Below are 14,925 nucleotides of genomic sequence, written 5' to 3'. Positions count from 1 at the left end.
TGTCTCCTCCTAAACCTACATCAATAAAATGACAATTAATAACCCTGAGAGCACGCCTAAGCTTTTTATCATCTTTTCATATTTCAGTTGAATATCTCTTGCCTCTTGTTCTTCTCTGTCGATATGCGTTAATGTGAGCAGGATTTGTTTTTGCTGTGAGATTCTGTCATGTCTGCCCAGTGTTTCACCGAATTGCTTCATGATTTCCAGTTCAGGCTTTTTCATCGCTGTTCTTTTCCAAATATCATCAAGACAGGTTGTCCAAGCATCCTTTACTGTTGTATCTTCCGTCATCAGCTTTTCGGAAAAGCTCGCAAAGAAATGACTTAAAGGCTGCTGAAGCTGCTCAGATAACCGGCGTGCTGCTTCATGTAACGGTGTATGGCCGTACATAATTTCTGCCTCCAATGACTGCAATGCCGATTTAAGCTGTCTTAGCTGCTTCGGCCGCTCGCTAAATGTCTTGGCTAGTTCCATGCCGCCAAAGCTTGTGGAGGCAAGAATAATAATTGCTCCAACTATTTTCATCATCTATTACATCACCTTCATTTCCTGCACAAGAGCCCTACCTTGTCCATCCTTTATTGCACTGACCGTCCCTGGACCGTTTGCTCTGCTCAGCTCAATATATCGTTCAAAAATTCCTGTTTCGATAATCGGCTTTAATGTTGGTCTGTTTTTAATTTCATCAAATGAAGTTCCATGTGTTGACATCATCAGCTGGATACCTGCATTCACCGCTTCCAGAATCGCCTCTCCATCCTCTTTGCGCCCAACCTCGTCAACGATTAGCACATCAGGGCTCATCGAGCGAATCATCATCATCATTCCTTCCGCCTTTGGGCAGGAATCAAGCACATCTAGTCTCGTCCCGAAGGTCATCTGCGGGATTCCATCCATGCACCCGGCGATTTCCGATCTCTCGTCGACAATCCCGACCTTTAGCGGTCCGATACCAGCCTTGCTGTTCCCTGTTGAAATGATTCTGGCAATATCGCGTAATACTGTTGTTTTTCCAGTTTGCGGGGGTCCGATAATCATCGTATGCAGCCAACGCGAGCCGTTATATAAAAACGGAGAAAAAGGCTCAGCCGCACCGATTTTTTCCTTTGCGATCCGAATATTAAAGGAAGCGACATCCCGAATCGCCTTGACTGCACTGTCTTCGAGGATAACCTTGCCTGCAAGCCCAACGCGATGACCGCCTTCTATAGTGATATAACCTCTCTTAAGCTCTTCTTCTAGTGTATAAACCGAATAATGGCTTAGTTTATGGAGAAGCTGGAGGGCATCCTCACGCGTCATATCCATATCAATAAACCGTACGCCGTCATGGAAGGAAACCTCCAAAGGCCTTCCAATACGGATTCTGATTTCTTCTAGTTGCTCTCGTTCAGCAGGAGTAAGTGTGAGTATAGAATCGGCAATTTTTTTAGGCAAAAATGAATAGAGTGTTTTCACAGCGCTTTTCTCCTTTATAAAGGTTGTCCATCAATCCTAAATCATTAAAACGGATGGCTTACTATGCCACTTACTAGAATGTATGAAAACAAAAACCATAATATGCCTGCCTATTCTTTTAACTGGCGACTAAAATGAAGATTGATTCCAAAAGATATAAGAAACAATTCTTATAAAAGGGGACTAAACGATGAAAAACACAATAATTCGCTGCATTTGTATCGTGATTGCCATATGTACCATTTCCGGGAGCGTTGCTTGTTCAGCAGAGCCAGCAAACGGCGCCCCTAAAAATGTGATTCTTCTGATTGGAGACGGAATGGGAATGGGTCAAATGGAGATTGCCAGTGTTTTTGAGCATGGGAAAAGTGGCGGTTTGTTTTTACAATCCCTGCCATACACAGCTTTAGTTAAAACATATTCTGCCAACAATAATGTGACCGATTCTGCTGCAGGAGGAACAGCAATCGCCATTGGCAAAAAAACAAACAACGGAATGATCGGTCTCACCCCAGACGGTAAAGAACACCCAAGCATACTGGATGTTTTTAAGGAAAATGGGAGCAAGACAGGAATTGTTACGACTAATAGTGTGACAGATGCAACTCCTGCCAGCTTTACAGCTAGTGTTAAAGACAGGTGGGCAGATCAAGAGGAAATTGCCAAACAACAGTTAAAAAATCAGATTGACGTAATTATGGGCGGCGGTTCTATGTATTTTGGAAAAGACGAAGCGCTCGTAAGAAAATATAAAGACCTCGGATATTCTCTTGCCACTACGAATGAGGAGCTTGCCAAAATGAAAGGAAGTAAGCTATTAGGTCTATTTGCCAGCAAACATCTCTCCTATAAACAAGATCGGGAAGAACTAAAAAGCAAAGAACCTACTTTATCAGAAATGACGAACAAGACGCTAGAAACTCTCGCAAAGGGAGATAAAGGCTTTTTTGCAGTAATTGAAGGTGCAAGAATTGACCATGCCGCTCACTCCGCCGATTTAACTGGCATTTGGAAGGAAACGGTTGAATTTGATGAAGCTGTTAAATATTGTGTGGAGTGGGCGCAAAAAAGAAACGACACATTAGTACTTGTCGCTGCAGATCACGAAACGATGGGTTTATCGTTGACAGAGCCGTTAGACATAAAAGGGTTGAAGAACATTTCTATAAGTCCTGAATTAATGGCCCAAAAATTACAAAAAGACGAAAAAACGGGCACCTACACGAAAGAAAGCATTCTTTTTGTATTCCAAACATATGCACACATCACGCTAACAGAGGAACAATTAGCTGACTTTAATAAAAAAATTAAAAAGGACAATGGCAAACTCTACCCTGAACAAAAGGTCGGCAGAGAAATCGGGGGAATGATCGCCTCTCATTTTCACGCCGGCTTAATGGATAGACCAACCCAGCAGCTCAGCAGCACAACAGGCGGTCATACAGGCAATATGATTGCTTTGTTCGCAGTTGGCAAAGGTGCAGAGGAATTTCATGGTGTGATTGAAAATACAGATATTCCAAAGATTATAGCCAAATTAAAAGGCTATGATTTTGTTAAGTAAATAAGGAAAAAGGCAGAGCTTTTTTAGTCGCTCTGCCTTTTTCCTTGAAAATGGACAATACTTGTCCAAACTTTTACTTTCTGTTTTGAATATCCTATCATGGAGGTGATATCCATGTTTAGGCGGCCAACATCCGTTACCAATGTGAGCAATCCTTTTCGCTACTCTGGATCAAACAAGCATTTCGGGGTAGACTTTGCGAAATCCGGGACAAATCCAATTGCAGCTGCTGCTGACGGAACTGTTTCCCGCTCTTATGTTTCTTCAAGCTATGGGGAGTGCATTATGATTGTCCATCAGCTCGGCGGGCAAATTTGGGAAACTGTTTATGCACATTTGCGCGCAGGTTCCAGAAGAGTATCTGTCGGTGAACGAGTGAAAGCTGGACAAACAATTGGCATTATGGGCAGTACAGGGCAATCTACTGGGCAACATCTGCATTTTGAACTTCACAAAGGCAGATGGAACAGTGCCAAGTCCAATGCTGTCAATCCCCTTCCTTACTTGGAGGAAAACCAGCAAACAACTACCGCTCCTGCCACGCCTGCTAAATCTTATACTGTTGTTGCCGGTGATACGCTTTCTGAAATCAGCCAGAAGTATGGCGTGTCTGTCGGAGCCATTGCAGAGGCCAACAATATCGGAAACATCAATCAAATCTATGTAGGTCAAAAGCTTGTCATTCCAAGTAATTCTTAATTTTGTCCCTGCAGATACAAAAAAAAAGAAGAGAACAAAGTTCTCTTCTTTTTTGCCGCATTTGCCGCTTAGGTGTATGGAGTTTCAAAACCTGCTCCACCAGGTGGGTGTTCGCAAAAGATTTCTTCATATGTCCTTTAGGAACATGTCATAAAGGCATGCTGATCCTTCTTTAATATAGAACTCCCTAATTAACGATAAAGGTTGAAACTTCATACGATAACGTACAACGCAGCGTTTATATTTATATAATACAGCATCCCATCCTGAAACGCAAATGGTAAAAACCGTAAACTAATTACGCGCGGGAAACATAGCTCGCTTCAGCTGTATTGATAATCAATCTGTCGCCTTGGTTAATAAAGAAAGGAACTTGCACAGAAAGACCTGTTTCTAAGATTGCAGGCTTTGTACCGCCAGAAGCTGTGTCCCCTTTAATGCCAGGCTCTGTTTCTGTTACTTCAAGCTCAACTGTATTTGGAAGCTCTACGCCAAGTGTTTCGCTTTGGTACATCATGATATGAACTTCCATGTTTTCTTTCAAGAACTTTAATTCATATTCAATCGCATCAGCAGATAGCTCGATTTGATCATATGATTCTTGGTCCATGAATACATGCTGATCGCCGCTTGCATACAAGTATTGCATTTTACGGTTGTCGATTTGTGCTTTTCCAACCTTTTCGCCAGCTCTGAATGTTTTTTCTTGAACTGCTCCTGTACGTAAGTTCTTTAATTTAGAACGCACGAATGCAGCGCCTTTTCCTGGTTTAACATGTTGGAAATCCAAGACACGCCAAATTCCGTTATCCACTTCAATTGTTAAACCTGTTTTAAAATCGTTTACTGAAATCATAAAAGATCCTCCTGTTAAGTCCTATAAAATAATCAATTCTTTTGGTGAATGGGTTAAAGCTTCATTATGATCATCTGTTATGATGGTATCATCCTCTATGCGAACCCCACCCAGACCTGGAATATAGATGCCTGGTTCAACTGTTACAACCATGCCGGGCTCAAGGACTGTTTCCGATTTATAGGATAGTCCAGGACCTTCATGGACCTCTAAACCGATTCCATGACCTGTAGAGTGGCCAAAATATTCACCATACCCATGTGCACTTATGTAATCACGAGTCAGCGCATCTGCCTGAATGCCAGTAAGACCCGGCTTGATTCCTTCCATTCCTTTCAGCTGAGCTTGGAGGACAATATCATATATTTCCTTTAGCTTATCGTCTGGTTTGCCAACAGCAATTGTTCTCGTAATATCAGAAACATACCCTTTATAATATGCTCCGAAATCCATTGTCACAAAATCACCGGCTTCAATCACTTTTTCTGATGCCACACCGTGAGGCAATGCAGATCTTGTTCCAGAAGCGACAATTGTATCAAAGGATGATGATACTGCACCTGCTTTTCTCATAAAAAACTCTAATTCATTCGAAACTTCCAATTCTGTTTTCCCAACCGTAATAAATTTAAGGATATGGGCAAAAGCGGCATCTGCAATCTCCGCTGCTTCCTTTAATATCTTAATCTCTTCACTACTCTTAATCAAGCGTAACTTTTCTACAATGCCTGAAACTGGTACAAGTTCTCCTTTAAACGTTGTTTCATACAGCCTGTATTCTGTAAAAGTCATATAGTCCTGTTCAAAAGCTAATTTTTTTATACCAAGCTTTTCTGCTTGTTCTGCCACTTCCTTTTGAATTGGGCCTGTATGTTTAACAATGTCAAAACCAACACATTGGCTGGCTGCTTGTTCTGTATAACGGAAGTCTGTAATGAACTTAGCTTCTTCCCCGCTGATTAACACAACACCTGCTGAGCCTGTAAAGTTAGAGATGTAACGGCGGTTAAAATTGCTTGCTATTACAATTCCGTCAACACCTGCAGCTGCCAAAGCTTCTCGTAATTTTTTTAATTTCTCCATTAAGGTTCTCTCCCCGATTACTAGTTTCGTTTTTTTCCGAATGTGCAAACTCATTGATAAATAATTTAAAAATTTTGCCTGCTATAAAAAAAGAATGCTCATGTAGAACATTCTATCATATATTAATTATCCTTCACTACCCGAAATGTTCGCCTCACTCTTCTTTTCTTTTTGTTTTTTTGTCCGTATTTCGCTTTCCTCATAAGAAATCGTATAACCGACAAATACCCCCCACAGCATGTACAGACAAACTGACGTAATAATGGTATTCAGACTGAGCTGCAAAAATGGCTTTATACTCGGAAAAATAGGATTTAAGATAATAAAGACCACACCAAAAACCATTATGCCAAATCCTAAACCTATATAGAAGGACTTGAATCTTCTCAGCAAAAGATAATAGCCGAAAGCAGCCATTAAAGAAAAAAATCCGATAGCACAAATGCTGATAATGGTTCCAAGCCAGCTAGTCTTCCAGCTTCCTAATGCCCATGGCTCCAAGATGACATTCGGCCTTATTTCTGTCATATGAAAATAATAAGCGATGAATCCGATGAACGCCCAAAAAATTCCGCCAAATAATCCTGTCCAGACAACAAGGCTGATGAAATGCATGGATGGCTCCTTTGAAATTCCGCTGATATTTTCCGCTTCTCTTTCATTTTCATTATTCATTTCCTATGCCTCCTGCAAAAGATTCTTCCATACCTTCCTTTTTGCAAATGCTCCTAATTCATCAGGCTAGTTGTTTCTCTAAATTTTTAGTAATATGTAATTAGGGGTTTTACAGTGATTTGAGACAACCTCTCACATCCAACAGAGAAAACAATTACGCATTTGCTTTTCCACCCTAATTTAACCTGAGGTTGGTGTAAATATTCATGTCAAATAAGCAAAAACCAGTATTCGGAGGACAGGCAGTTGTAGAAGGTGTTATGTTTGGCGGAAAACATCATTATGTGACTGCTATAAGACGTAAAGATCAATCGATTGATTACTTCCATTTGCCGAGAAAACATAATCCGAAGCTGGCTAAATTAAAAAAAATCCCCTTTATCAGAGGGATTGTAGCCATCATTGAATCAAGCGGAAATGGTACAAAGCATTTAAATTTCTCCACAGATCGCTATGACGTAGACCCTGCCGACGATAATGTAATTGAAGAAAAGGAACCTTCTAAAATGACAATGATTTTAGGGGTAGCAGCAATCGGTATACTTTCCTTTCTGTTCGGCAAATTTATCTTCACGTTAGTTCCTGCCTTTTTGGCTGAGTTTTTCAAGCCTGTTATAAGCGGACATGTTGCTCAAATTTTGCTTGAAAGCTTCATTAAACTGCTGCTTTTGCTTGGCTATATTTACTTTGTTTCCTTAACCCCTCTTATAAAGCGGGTCTTTCAATACCACGGTGCGGAGCATAAAGTGATCAATGCTTTTGAAAATGGCAAAGAAATAACCGTAGAAAATGTTCAAGCTCAATCAAGGCTCCATTATCGATGCGGCAGCAGCTTTATTTTGTTTACCGTATTTGTTGGTCTTTTTCTATATTTGCTGTTCCCGACAGATTCATTTGTTGAACGGATAGTAAGCAGAATTGCTTTAATTCCTGTCGTGCTTGGAATTTCATTTGAGGTGCTGCAATTTACAAATAAATTGAGAAATATCCCGGTTTTAAAATACTTAGGATTGCCAGGTCTTTGGCTGCAGCTTTTGACAACAAAAGAGCCGACAGACGATCAAGTAGAAGTAGCCATTTATTCCTTTAAGGAATTAAAGCGCAGAGAAGAAGAAACAGAAAATACAATTTTAGTTAGCAGCTGATTAATATTCTTATATTTAGGGGATATTGCATATTATAGGACACCAAAAAAAATTATTTTGTACAGCGCTTCACCAAAGCAACAATTTTCGTAGCTGTGAATAAACTTTTTTTAATACGAGTTTAAAAGTTGTAAAAAATGCTCATCATGCTTTTAGGGAGGTGGCTTTTTCTTGAAGAATCGAATTCCTTTTTTTGTTATTGGAATCGTCTGCTTACTTGCTTTAATAGGTTTGGTATCGTCTGTTGTTTCCAATCCTGTTGGGTTTATGCAAAACATACTCTCTTTAGTTGTTGTTGGACTTCTCATCTGGTTTATCGTGCGACGTTTTTCCAAAGCTAGCCCTGAAAGAAAAGAGCAGAAGGCTTTTGTCAAAGCAGCAAAAAGATCGAAAAAAAGACAACATACAAAAGGGAAAACCTTGCCAAAGCAAGGCGTCCAAGCAAAACCTGCATCCTTCAAAGGCAAGAAGAGAAGCGCGAGCAGTGCACACTTGACTGTCATTGAAGGAAAAAAAAGCAAAAAGAAAAATCGGGCAACTTTTTGACCTGTTTTTAAAGAAGGCAAATTCCCTGCCTCCTTTTTGCCATTTATAAATATTTTTGTTATATGTAAAAAAAGTCGAACTTATCCTAAAGGCAGGTTCGACTTTTTTTATTAATAAGTCCATGAGCGTAGGAATTTATTGGCATAGTCTCGGCCCATCTGAATTATTTCAACTTGTTTTTCTTTCGTTAAGGTGAATTCAGTAGACATAACTCCTTCAGAGGGAATGAATATGATATTCTTTTCATGCTTGCGCGAAATATACCTGGAATCATGAGCATCCTTCATTGTCTCAAACATTGCACCAAACAAATGAAAAGCGTTTTTTATCATATGTTTTGGATGCTCTGACTGTTTATGACTTAGCTTTAGCCCAATAACCGGTCTGATTTTTTTTACATTTTCTTTATCAAAAAGCCACATCGGAAAATTGCTGAGAACGCCACCATCTACAATAATGCTTTTATTTTGTTTTGTTCCAAGGGTTGCTGGTTCAAAAAAGAAAGGAAGACTGCAGCTCATTCTAATGGCCTTTGCAACAGAGAAACTGCCTGGATCAATTCCATACTTAGGCAAGTCATCTGGAAGAACAACCATCACACCATTTGTAATATCAGATGCAATCACCCGCAGTGAGTTTGGAGGCAAATCTGCAAATGTCCTAATCCCTTTATAAGCAAGCTTCTCCTCCAGCCACCTTTCTAATGCATTGCCTTTATATAAGCCAAGTCGCCAATAAAGAAACAGCCATTTCGCAAATGGAAATGGAACGAGAAGCTTGCGTTCATCCAGAAGTGTGGACAAGTCGAGTTCTTCCAGCATTTTCGCAATGTCTTTACTCGTATACTTCGCAGCAACAAACGCGGCAATAATAGAACCAGCACTTGTCCCTGCCACTCTAACAAACTCAAATCCCTTTTCTTCCAGCACTTCACATGCCCCGATCAAGGCAAGACCCTTTATGCCACCGCCTGAAAACACTCCATCTATGTGCATAATGCCTTCTCCCCTTTTATTGCAGCATTGTTACACTTTAATATCGAAAACAGAAAAATAGTACAGCAGGCAAGCCATTTATTTACGTAAATCCACAATTCCCTATTGATTTATTTACATGCTGGGACATTCATCCAATCTTTTATAGGTTGCTGCACATAAAATAAAAGCGTATAGATAAAAAAAATGGAGGTATTTCATCATGAAGCATCACGATGTTCGAAGACCTTATGGATTTGGCAGACCTGGATTTGGTTATGGAAGACCTGGATTTGGAGGAGCAGGATTTGGTCTTGGTGTTTTAGGCGGACTTGCGACAGGAGCTCTGCTTGGCCCTGCCCTTTATGGAGGATACGGTTATCCTTATGGCGGCTTCGGCTACCCTTACGGAGGATATTATTATTAATATAATGACAAATGCGCATAACTCTTGTTATGCGCATCATCTTTATGTGAAGTAAGCAACTTCTGCTTCAGGAAAGAACTGAGATACATAGCCTCTGATTGTATCCTCCATATCTTTTGCTTCATCGTTTTGATAAACATACTTTCCTATGCCGTATCTGCCCCATTTATATTTTCTTTTTTCCTCATCCATCTCAAGCTTAGTTTTCGGGTATCTTTTTGCAATGACTCTTTTAGCTGGCTTTGTGAAGCGATGCTGAATAAGCTCGAATGTCAGATTAGAGAGATTGACGCCCTGCAGACTTTCGGACAACCTTTCAAACAGCTCGTAATAGCCTTCCTTCCAATCTTCATGCAAATAAATAGGCGCGACAATAAAGCCAAGTGGATAGCCTGCATTAGCTACCTTTCTGGCAGCCTCTAGCCGTTCATCAAAGGTAGAAGTCCCAGGCTCGAAATTTTTTATTACATAACGGGAATTCACACTGAACCGGAATCTTGTTCTGCCGTTATGCTCTGCATCAAGCAAATGGTCGACATGGTGATATTTTGTTACGAAACGCAGACGGCCTCTGTCTTGCTGTCCGAAATATTCAATTGTTTTTTTCAAAGAATGCGTTAAATGATCAAGTCCTACAATATCTGATGTACATGCAGCCTCAAATCTTGTAATTTGATCGCCTCGTTCGTCCATGTATTTTTGCGCTTGATCAAATATTTCCTCCAGATTGACATATGTCCGTATATACGGTTTGCTTCCAAGCGTTGTCTGCAAATAACAATAATGACAATGCCCCATACAGCCAGTCGCAAGCGGAATGGCATATTCTGCTGATGGTTTTGACGTATCAAACTTTAATGTTTTTCTGATGCCGACAACAAGAGTAGATTTAGCATTTCTGTACTGCTGAAGCTCTGTTTCACCTGGAATGCCTCTCACCTGGTTATGCGAGGTCGTTTCTCTTATTTCAAGACCCATCTTTTCAAATTTTTCCTTTAGTTCTCTTCCTAACTGGTATTCTAATGCTTTCGGTTCTATATAAACTAATTGGGGAACAAACGGCTTCATAGTAAAATTTCGCCCTTTCGTAATTTATTATGGCTATATGTTTAATGTTTGCTAAAACAAAAAAAAGAGGACAGGGAATTATCCCCATCCTCAATCGATATAAGCCGTTTAGCTTGTTTTTATCTTTTAAAGTTCCATTCATTGTTTTCATATCTTTCTTTAGCGAGCTTTTCTACATAGTCCAGCTGCTGTTGGTTAAGCTCATATTCCTGCAAGTCAATATTGAGACCTCGCTCAAATCCTTCTTTAAATGCTTTTTTTGCCATCTCAATTGTAATTTTCTTGTCTGTCAAATTATTGATTGCTACTGCCTTTTCCTTAAAAGCCGCCTGCATCCTCTCTTTAATTCGTTCACTCGAATATTTAAACAGACGGAACAGCTTGTCTTCATCAAGATCAAGCAAAATAGAGCCATGCTGTAAGATTACGCCTTTTTGTCTAGTTTGAGCACTGCCTGCAACCTTTCTGCCTTCCACTACAAGCTCATACCAGCTTGGCGCATCAAAGCATACGGCAGAGCGCGGATTCTTTAGTGAAGCTTTTTGCTCTTCTGTTTTCGGAACGGAAAAATACGCATCAAGGCCGAGAAGCTGGAAGCCTTGCAGAATACCTTCTGAAATAACCCGATATGCTTCTGTTACTGTTTTCGGCATATCCGGATGCTCCTCAGACACAATAACACTATATGTTAACTCATGCTCATGAAGCACGCCTCTTCCCCCTGTAGGCCTTCTCACAAACCCTAAGTTCAATTCCTTTACAGCGTCCATGTCAATTTCTTTTTCTACTCTTTGAAAATAGCCGATAGATAATGTTGCCGGATTCCATCCATAAAAGCGAATAACAGGAGGAAAATCTCCAGCAGAATGCCAATCTAGCAGCGCCTCATCTAATGCCATGTTAAAAGAAGGGGAACAGTTGCCAGAATCAATAAATCTCCATGTTTCTTTCATCATAAGTAAACCCTCTTTTACGTTAAAATATGTATTATGCACGTGATTAAGTCTATCAAAAACATCAATAGTTGAAAAGAAACAAGCTGTAAAAAAACTTGCCAGCATTCCCTGTAAACTATTGCTTTACTACAATAAGGTTTCACTTATATAATAGAAGTAGAGCAACATGTATTCGAAAGGAGAAATGAGAATTGCAAGCAGTATATACTCTTTTAATTGCGATAGCAATTTTTGCTATCTATTCTATAATCGTATACCTCTATCAACGCAAGATAGTTAAAACGATTTCAGAAGAGGAGTTCCGCCAAGGGTACAGAAAAGCCCAGCTGATTGATGTCAGAGAACCAAATGAATTTAATGCTGGACACGTACTTGGGGCAAGAAACATTCCTCTATCTCAATTAAAAATGAGAAAAGGGGAAATTCGTTCGGACAAGCCTGTTTACTTATATTGCCAAAACGGGATGAGAAGCGGAAGAGCCGCTCAATTTTTACACCGTAAAGGCTACAGACAGCTTACACAGCTGCAAGGCGGCTTTAAAAAATGGTCTGGAAAAGTAAAAACAAAATGATGAAAGGACACTTTTTAGTGTCCTTTTTTATGTACATAAATTCCCCCCATTGCTTCTATGACAACGGGGGGGGAATCCTACTTTATTTATTTTTGATAGCGAAGAACTGGCTTTCTCGCAGCAAGCGTCTCATCAAGACGTCCGATTACTGTGGTATGCGGTGCTTCCTGAACAACCTCTGGTGTCTCTTCTGCTTCTTTAGCAATTTGAATCATTGCATCAATGAATTGATCCAATGTTTCCTTTGATTCTGTCTCTGTTGGCTCAATCATAATACATTCCTCTACATTAAGCGGGAAATAAATTGTCGGCGGATGGTAGCCGAAATCAAGCAGTCTTTTCGCAATATCCAATGTACGAACACCGAGTTTCTTTTGACGGCGCCCGCTTAATACAAACTCATGCTTACAGTGTTTGTCAAATGGCAGATCATAAAATTCCGCTAATCTTCTCATCATATAGTTCGCATTAAGAACTGCGTTTTCCGTAACTGCTTTTAAGCCGTCTGGTCCCATGGAGCGGATATATGTGTATGCACGGACATTAATTCCGAAGTTCCCGTAAAAAGGCTTAACCCTTCCAATAGATAATGGACGATCATAGTCAAATACATATTCCTCTCCAACCTTTTGAATGACTGGCTTTGGAAGAAATGGAATCAAATCAGACTTTACTCCAACTGGACCTGAACCTGGACCGCCGCCGCCATGAGGTCCTGTAAATGTTTTGTGAAGATTTAAATGAACAACATCAAATCCCATATCGCCAGGTCTTGCTTTAGAAAGAACAGCATTCAAGTTTGCCCCGTCATAGTATAATTTGCCGCCTGCGTCATGGACAATTTGGGCCATTTCGAGAATATTTTCTTCAAATAGCCCTAGTGTGTTTGGATTTGTCAGCATAAGTGCTGCTGTATCCTCACCGACCACTCTTCGCAAATCCTCCAAATCAACAAGACCATTTTCATCCGATTTTACTGTGATTGTTTCCAAGCCGGCAACTGTCGCCGATGCAGGATTTGTTCCGTGTGCAGAATCTGGGACGATTACCTTTGTGCGAGATGTATCTCCATTTGCTTCATGGTATGCACGAATCATCATTAATCCTGTCCATTCTCCATGAGCACCTGCCGCAGGCTGAAGTGTCACTTCATCCATACCTGTAATCTCCATTAAATGCTCCTTGAGATCATACATCAGCTCCAGTGCACCTTGAACAGAGCTTTCATCCTGCAATGGATGGATATGAGCAAATCCGCTGAACCTTGCTACATTTTCATTGATTTTCGGATTATACTTCATCGTGCATGAACCTAGTGGATAGAATCCGGAATCAAGCCCATGATTTCGTTTAGAAAGAGCGGTGTAATGACGCATAATATCCAGCTCTGAAACCTCTGGAAGTTCTGGCGGTGCCGTGCGAATATACTCTGCTGGAATCAGCTCGTTTACGTCTAGTTCTGGGATATCCATTTCTGGCAGGCTGTAACCGATTCGCCCGGGTGTGCTGTTTTCAAAAATGAGGGGTTGATGTTTATCCATGATAATCCTCCAATTCCTTGACAAATTCGTCGATTTCTTCTTTTGTACGCAGCTCTGTTACAGCAACCAGCATGCAATGATCCATTCCCTCATAGTCCCTGCCGAGGTCATAACCGCCAATTATATCTTTTTTCAGCAATGCTCTGTTAATAGCAGCAACCGGAGACTTGCAATCTACTACAAATTCATTAAAAGAAGGTCCCTCAAAGCGAATCTCAAAGCCAGCTGCCTTCAATTTCATCTTTGCATAATGAGCTTTTTGAATGTTGGCCAATGCCATCTCCTTAACCCCAAGTTTTCCAAGTGCAGTCATTGCCACAGACGCAGCTAAAGCATTCAGCGCCTGGTTGGAGCATATATTGGACGTCGCTTTATCACGGCGAATATGCTGCTCACGAGCCTGAAGTGTCAAAACAAAACCGACAGCTCCGTTCTCATCAACCGTTTGTCCGACAAGTCTTCCTGGCACCTTTCTCATCAATTTAGAAGTAACAGCGAAATATCCACAGTGCGGTCCGCCGAATGCTTGTGGGATTCCAAAAGGCTGGGCATCACCAACGACGATGTCTGCCTTAAACGCTCCAGGTGGTGTTAATGCTCCAAGAGCTAGCGGATTGCTTGATACAACAAACATTGCTTTATTGGCATGGATGACTTCTTCGAGCTCCTTCAAAGGCTCGATTCTGCCAAAGAAGTTAGGATATTGAATCATAACTGCTGCTACATCATCACCCATATGAGTTTTCAGCACTTCCACATCTGTAATTCCATCCTTATGCGGCACTTCAACCACTTCAATATACTGGCCTTTTGCATAAGTTTTTACGACTTCTTTTGCTTCAGGATGAACACAGCTTGACAGGAGAATTTTCTTTCTTTTTGTTGCACCGGCGCTGAGCATTCCAGCTTCTGCAAGTGAAGTTGCACCATCATACATGGAGGAATTGGCAACATCCATGCCTGTCAACTCACAAATCATTGTCTGGAACTCAAAGATTGCCTGTAATTCCCCTTGGGAAATTTCTGGCTGATACGGCGTATATGCTGTGTAAAATTCCGATCTTGAAATAACATGATCGACAATAACAGGAGCATAATGATCGTAAACTCCTGCACCTAAAAAGGAGACATTTGACTTGCTGTCTGCATTTTTTGAAGCCAGCTTGCTTAGTTCCTTTAATAGTGCAGATTCGCTTTTCGCATTTTTAATATTGTATTCCCCTTTAAACCGTACACTTTCAGGGATATCAGAAAACAGCTCATCAACAGAATCTGCCCCAATTGCTTTAAGCATGGCATTTCTGTCTTCTTCAGTCATTGGCAAATAGCGGTGTTTCATTCTTATTCCTCCTGTCATT

At 40.7% G+C, this 14,925-nt stretch carries 15 protein-coding genes, 1 other RNA gene and 1 pseudogene; 6 read left to right on the top strand and 11 right to left on the bottom strand.

Annotated features, from left to right (window positions below; translation table 11 throughout):
• Positions 1 to 15 precede the first annotated feature (15 nt).
• Positions 16 to 531 carry a stage III sporulation protein SpoIIIAB gene (gene spoIIIAB / locus LXM54_RS01065; RefSeq protein WP_233313198.1) on the bottom strand — a complete coding sequence of 172 codons (516 nt, stop codon included), beginning with the start codon at positions 529 to 531 and terminating at the stop codon, positions 16 to 18.
• 3 nt (positions 532 to 534) lie between these two features.
• Positions 535 to 1,461 (bottom strand): stage III sporulation protein AA, encoded by a 927-nt coding sequence (gene spoIIIAA, locus LXM54_RS01060; RefSeq protein ID WP_442780415.1) that lies wholly within the window; start codon positions 1,459 to 1,461, stop codon positions 535 to 537.
• A gap of 190 nt (positions 1,462 to 1,651) precedes the next feature.
• Between spoIIIAA and LXM54_RS01055 the strand changes: the two genes are divergently transcribed.
• Together LXM54_RS01055 and LXM54_RS01050 are read left to right on the top strand one after the other, a co-directional pair.
• A complete protein-coding gene (locus LXM54_RS01055) occupies positions 1,652 to 3,025 on the top strand; it encodes an alkaline phosphatase (RefSeq protein ID WP_233313197.1) in 1,374 nt (457 codons plus the stop codon).
• A 108-nt stretch (positions 3,026 to 3,133) separates the two neighbouring features.
• A pseudogene (locus LXM54_RS01050) lies at positions 3,134 to 3,532 on the top strand (M23 family metallopeptidase); the annotation flags it as partial.
• Between the two features lie 240 nt (positions 3,533 to 3,772).
• Here the strand turns inward: LXM54_RS01050 and ssrS are convergent.
• The 4 genes from ssrS to LXM54_RS01025 form a co-directional block, all read right to left on the bottom strand.
• A non-coding RNA gene (gene ssrS / locus LXM54_RS01040) (6S RNA) lies at positions 3,773 to 3,965 on the bottom strand.
• A gap of 57 nt (positions 3,966 to 4,022) precedes the next feature.
• Positions 4,023 to 4,580, bottom strand: coding sequence for an elongation factor P (gene efp / locus LXM54_RS01035; protein WP_233313196.1), 558 nt, complete (start codon positions 4,578 to 4,580; stop codon positions 4,023 to 4,025).
• Positions 4,581 to 4,601: 21 nt separating this feature from the next.
• The gene (locus LXM54_RS01030) at positions 4,602 to 5,663 is read right to left on the bottom strand and encodes a M24 family metallopeptidase (protein WP_233313195.1); all 1,062 of its coding nucleotides are present in this window, start codon (positions 5,661 to 5,663) and stop codon (positions 4,602 to 4,604) included.
• A gap of 126 nt (positions 5,664 to 5,789) precedes the next feature.
• The gene (locus LXM54_RS01025; protein ID WP_233313194.1) at positions 5,790 to 6,338 is read right to left on the bottom strand and encodes a YqhR family membrane protein; all 549 of its coding nucleotides are present in this window, start codon (positions 6,336 to 6,338) and stop codon (positions 5,790 to 5,792) included.
• Between the two features lie 206 nt (positions 6,339 to 6,544).
• Between LXM54_RS01025 and LXM54_RS01020 the strand changes: the two genes are divergently transcribed.
• Positions 6,545 to 7,483 (top strand): DUF1385 domain-containing protein, encoded by a 939-nt coding sequence (locus tag LXM54_RS01020; protein WP_233313193.1) that lies wholly within the window; start codon positions 6,545 to 6,547, stop codon positions 7,481 to 7,483.
• Between the two features lie 171 nt (positions 7,484 to 7,654).
• Positions 7,655 to 8,029, top strand: coding sequence for an SA1362 family protein (locus tag LXM54_RS01015; RefSeq protein ID WP_233313192.1), 375 nt, complete (start codon positions 7,655 to 7,657; stop codon positions 8,027 to 8,029).
• Between the two features lie 110 nt (positions 8,030 to 8,139).
• On the opposite strand, the gene LXM54_RS01010 is transcribed toward LXM54_RS01015, so the two are convergent.
• Entirely contained in the window at positions 8,140 to 9,024 is an 885-nt protein-coding gene (locus LXM54_RS01010) for a patatin-like phospholipase family protein (protein ID WP_233313190.1), read from the bottom strand.
• 202 nt (positions 9,025 to 9,226) lie between these two features.
• Here LXM54_RS01010 and LXM54_RS01005 point away from each other — a divergent pair, with 202 nt between their 5' ends.
• Positions 9,227 to 9,430, top strand: coding sequence for a spore coat protein (locus LXM54_RS01005; protein ID WP_233313189.1), 204 nt, complete (start codon positions 9,227 to 9,229; stop codon positions 9,428 to 9,430).
• A gap of 42 nt (positions 9,431 to 9,472) precedes the next feature.
• On the opposite strand, the gene splB is transcribed toward LXM54_RS01005, so the two are convergent.
• Positions 9,473 to 10,498: a spore photoproduct lyase gene (splB, locus tag LXM54_RS01000; protein WP_233313187.1), complete on the bottom strand. Its 1,026-nt coding sequence runs from the start codon at positions 10,496 to 10,498 to the stop codon at positions 9,473 to 9,475.
• Between the two features lie 119 nt (positions 10,499 to 10,617).
• Entirely contained in the window at positions 10,618 to 11,454 is an 837-nt protein-coding gene (locus LXM54_RS00995; protein ID WP_233313185.1) for a lipoate--protein ligase family protein, read from the bottom strand.
• A gap of 191 nt (positions 11,455 to 11,645) precedes the next feature.
• Between LXM54_RS00995 and LXM54_RS00990 the strand changes: the two genes are divergently transcribed.
• Positions 11,646 to 12,026: a rhodanese-like domain-containing protein gene (locus LXM54_RS00990; protein WP_233313184.1), complete on the top strand. Its 381-nt coding sequence runs from the start codon at positions 11,646 to 11,648 to the stop codon at positions 12,024 to 12,026.
• 86 nt (positions 12,027 to 12,112) lie between these two features.
• Here LXM54_RS00990 and gcvPB read toward each other — a convergent pair whose 3' ends face one another.
• Complete coding sequence (gcvPB, locus tag LXM54_RS00985; protein ID WP_245399880.1) at positions 12,113 to 13,567, bottom strand: aminomethyl-transferring glycine dehydrogenase subunit GcvPB; 1,455 nt, start codon at positions 13,565 to 13,567, stop codon at positions 12,113 to 12,115.
• Positions 13,560 to 14,906, bottom strand: a complete 1,347-nt coding sequence (gcvPA, locus tag LXM54_RS00980; RefSeq protein ID WP_233313183.1) for an aminomethyl-transferring glycine dehydrogenase subunit GcvPA — start codon at positions 14,904 to 14,906, stop codon at positions 13,560 to 13,562. Before gcvPA ends, gcvPB begins: the two co-directional genes overlap by 8 nt.
• Positions 14,907 to 14,925 lie beyond the last annotated feature (19 nt).

The organism is Bacillus sp. Au-Bac7 (assembly GCF_021341655.1).
Lineage (GTDB): Bacteria > Bacillota > Bacilli > Bacillales > Cytobacillaceae > Niallia.
The sequence above is the reverse complement of the archived record's forward strand: the minus strand, read 5'-3'. Positions and strand labels throughout refer to the sequence as shown.

What these genes read in the sequence shown, in the direction of transcription:
- LXM54_RS01010 (WP_233313190.1), bottom strand. Translation starts at nt 9,024, where the DNA reads ATGCACATAGATGGAGTGTTTTCAGGCGGTGGCATAAAGGGTCTTGCC.
- LXM54_RS00995 (WP_233313185.1), bottom strand. Translation starts at nt 11,454, where the DNA reads ATGATGAAAGAAACATGGAGATTTATTGATTCTGGCAACTGTTCCCCT.
- gcvPB (WP_245399880.1), bottom strand. Translation starts at nt 13,567, where the DNA reads ATGGATAAACATCAACCCCTCATTTTTGAAAACAGCACACCCGGGCGA.
- LXM54_RS01055 (WP_233313197.1), top strand. Translation starts at nt 1,652, where the DNA reads ATGAAAAACACAATAATTCGCTGCATTTGTATCGTGATTGCCATATGT.
- LXM54_RS01005 (WP_233313189.1), top strand. Translation starts at nt 9,227, where the DNA reads ATGAAGCATCACGATGTTCGAAGACCTTATGGATTTGGCAGACCTGGA.
- LXM54_RS01030 (WP_233313195.1), bottom strand. Translation starts at nt 5,663, where the DNA reads ATGGAGAAATTAAAAAAATTACGAGAAGCTTTGGCAGCTGCAGGTGTT.
- spoIIIAB (WP_233313198.1), bottom strand. Translation starts at nt 531, where the DNA reads ATGATGAAAATAGTTGGAGCAATTATTATTCTTGCCTCCACAAGCTTT.
- efp (WP_233313196.1), bottom strand. Translation starts at nt 4,580, where the DNA reads ATGATTTCAGTAAACGATTTTAAAACAGGTTTAACAATTGAAGTGGAT.
- splB (WP_233313187.1), bottom strand. Translation starts at nt 10,498, where the DNA reads ATGAAGCCGTTTGTTCCCCAATTAGTTTATATAGAACCGAAAGCATTA.
- gcvPA (WP_233313183.1), bottom strand. Translation starts at nt 14,906, where the DNA reads ATGAAACACCGCTATTTGCCAATGACTGAAGAAGACAGAAATGCCATG.
- LXM54_RS01025 (WP_233313194.1), bottom strand. Translation starts at nt 6,338, where the DNA reads ATGAATAATGAAAATGAAAGAGAAGCGGAAAATATCAGCGGAATTTCA.
- LXM54_RS01020 (WP_233313193.1), top strand. Translation starts at nt 6,545, where the DNA reads ATGTCAAATAAGCAAAAACCAGTATTCGGAGGACAGGCAGTTGTAGAA.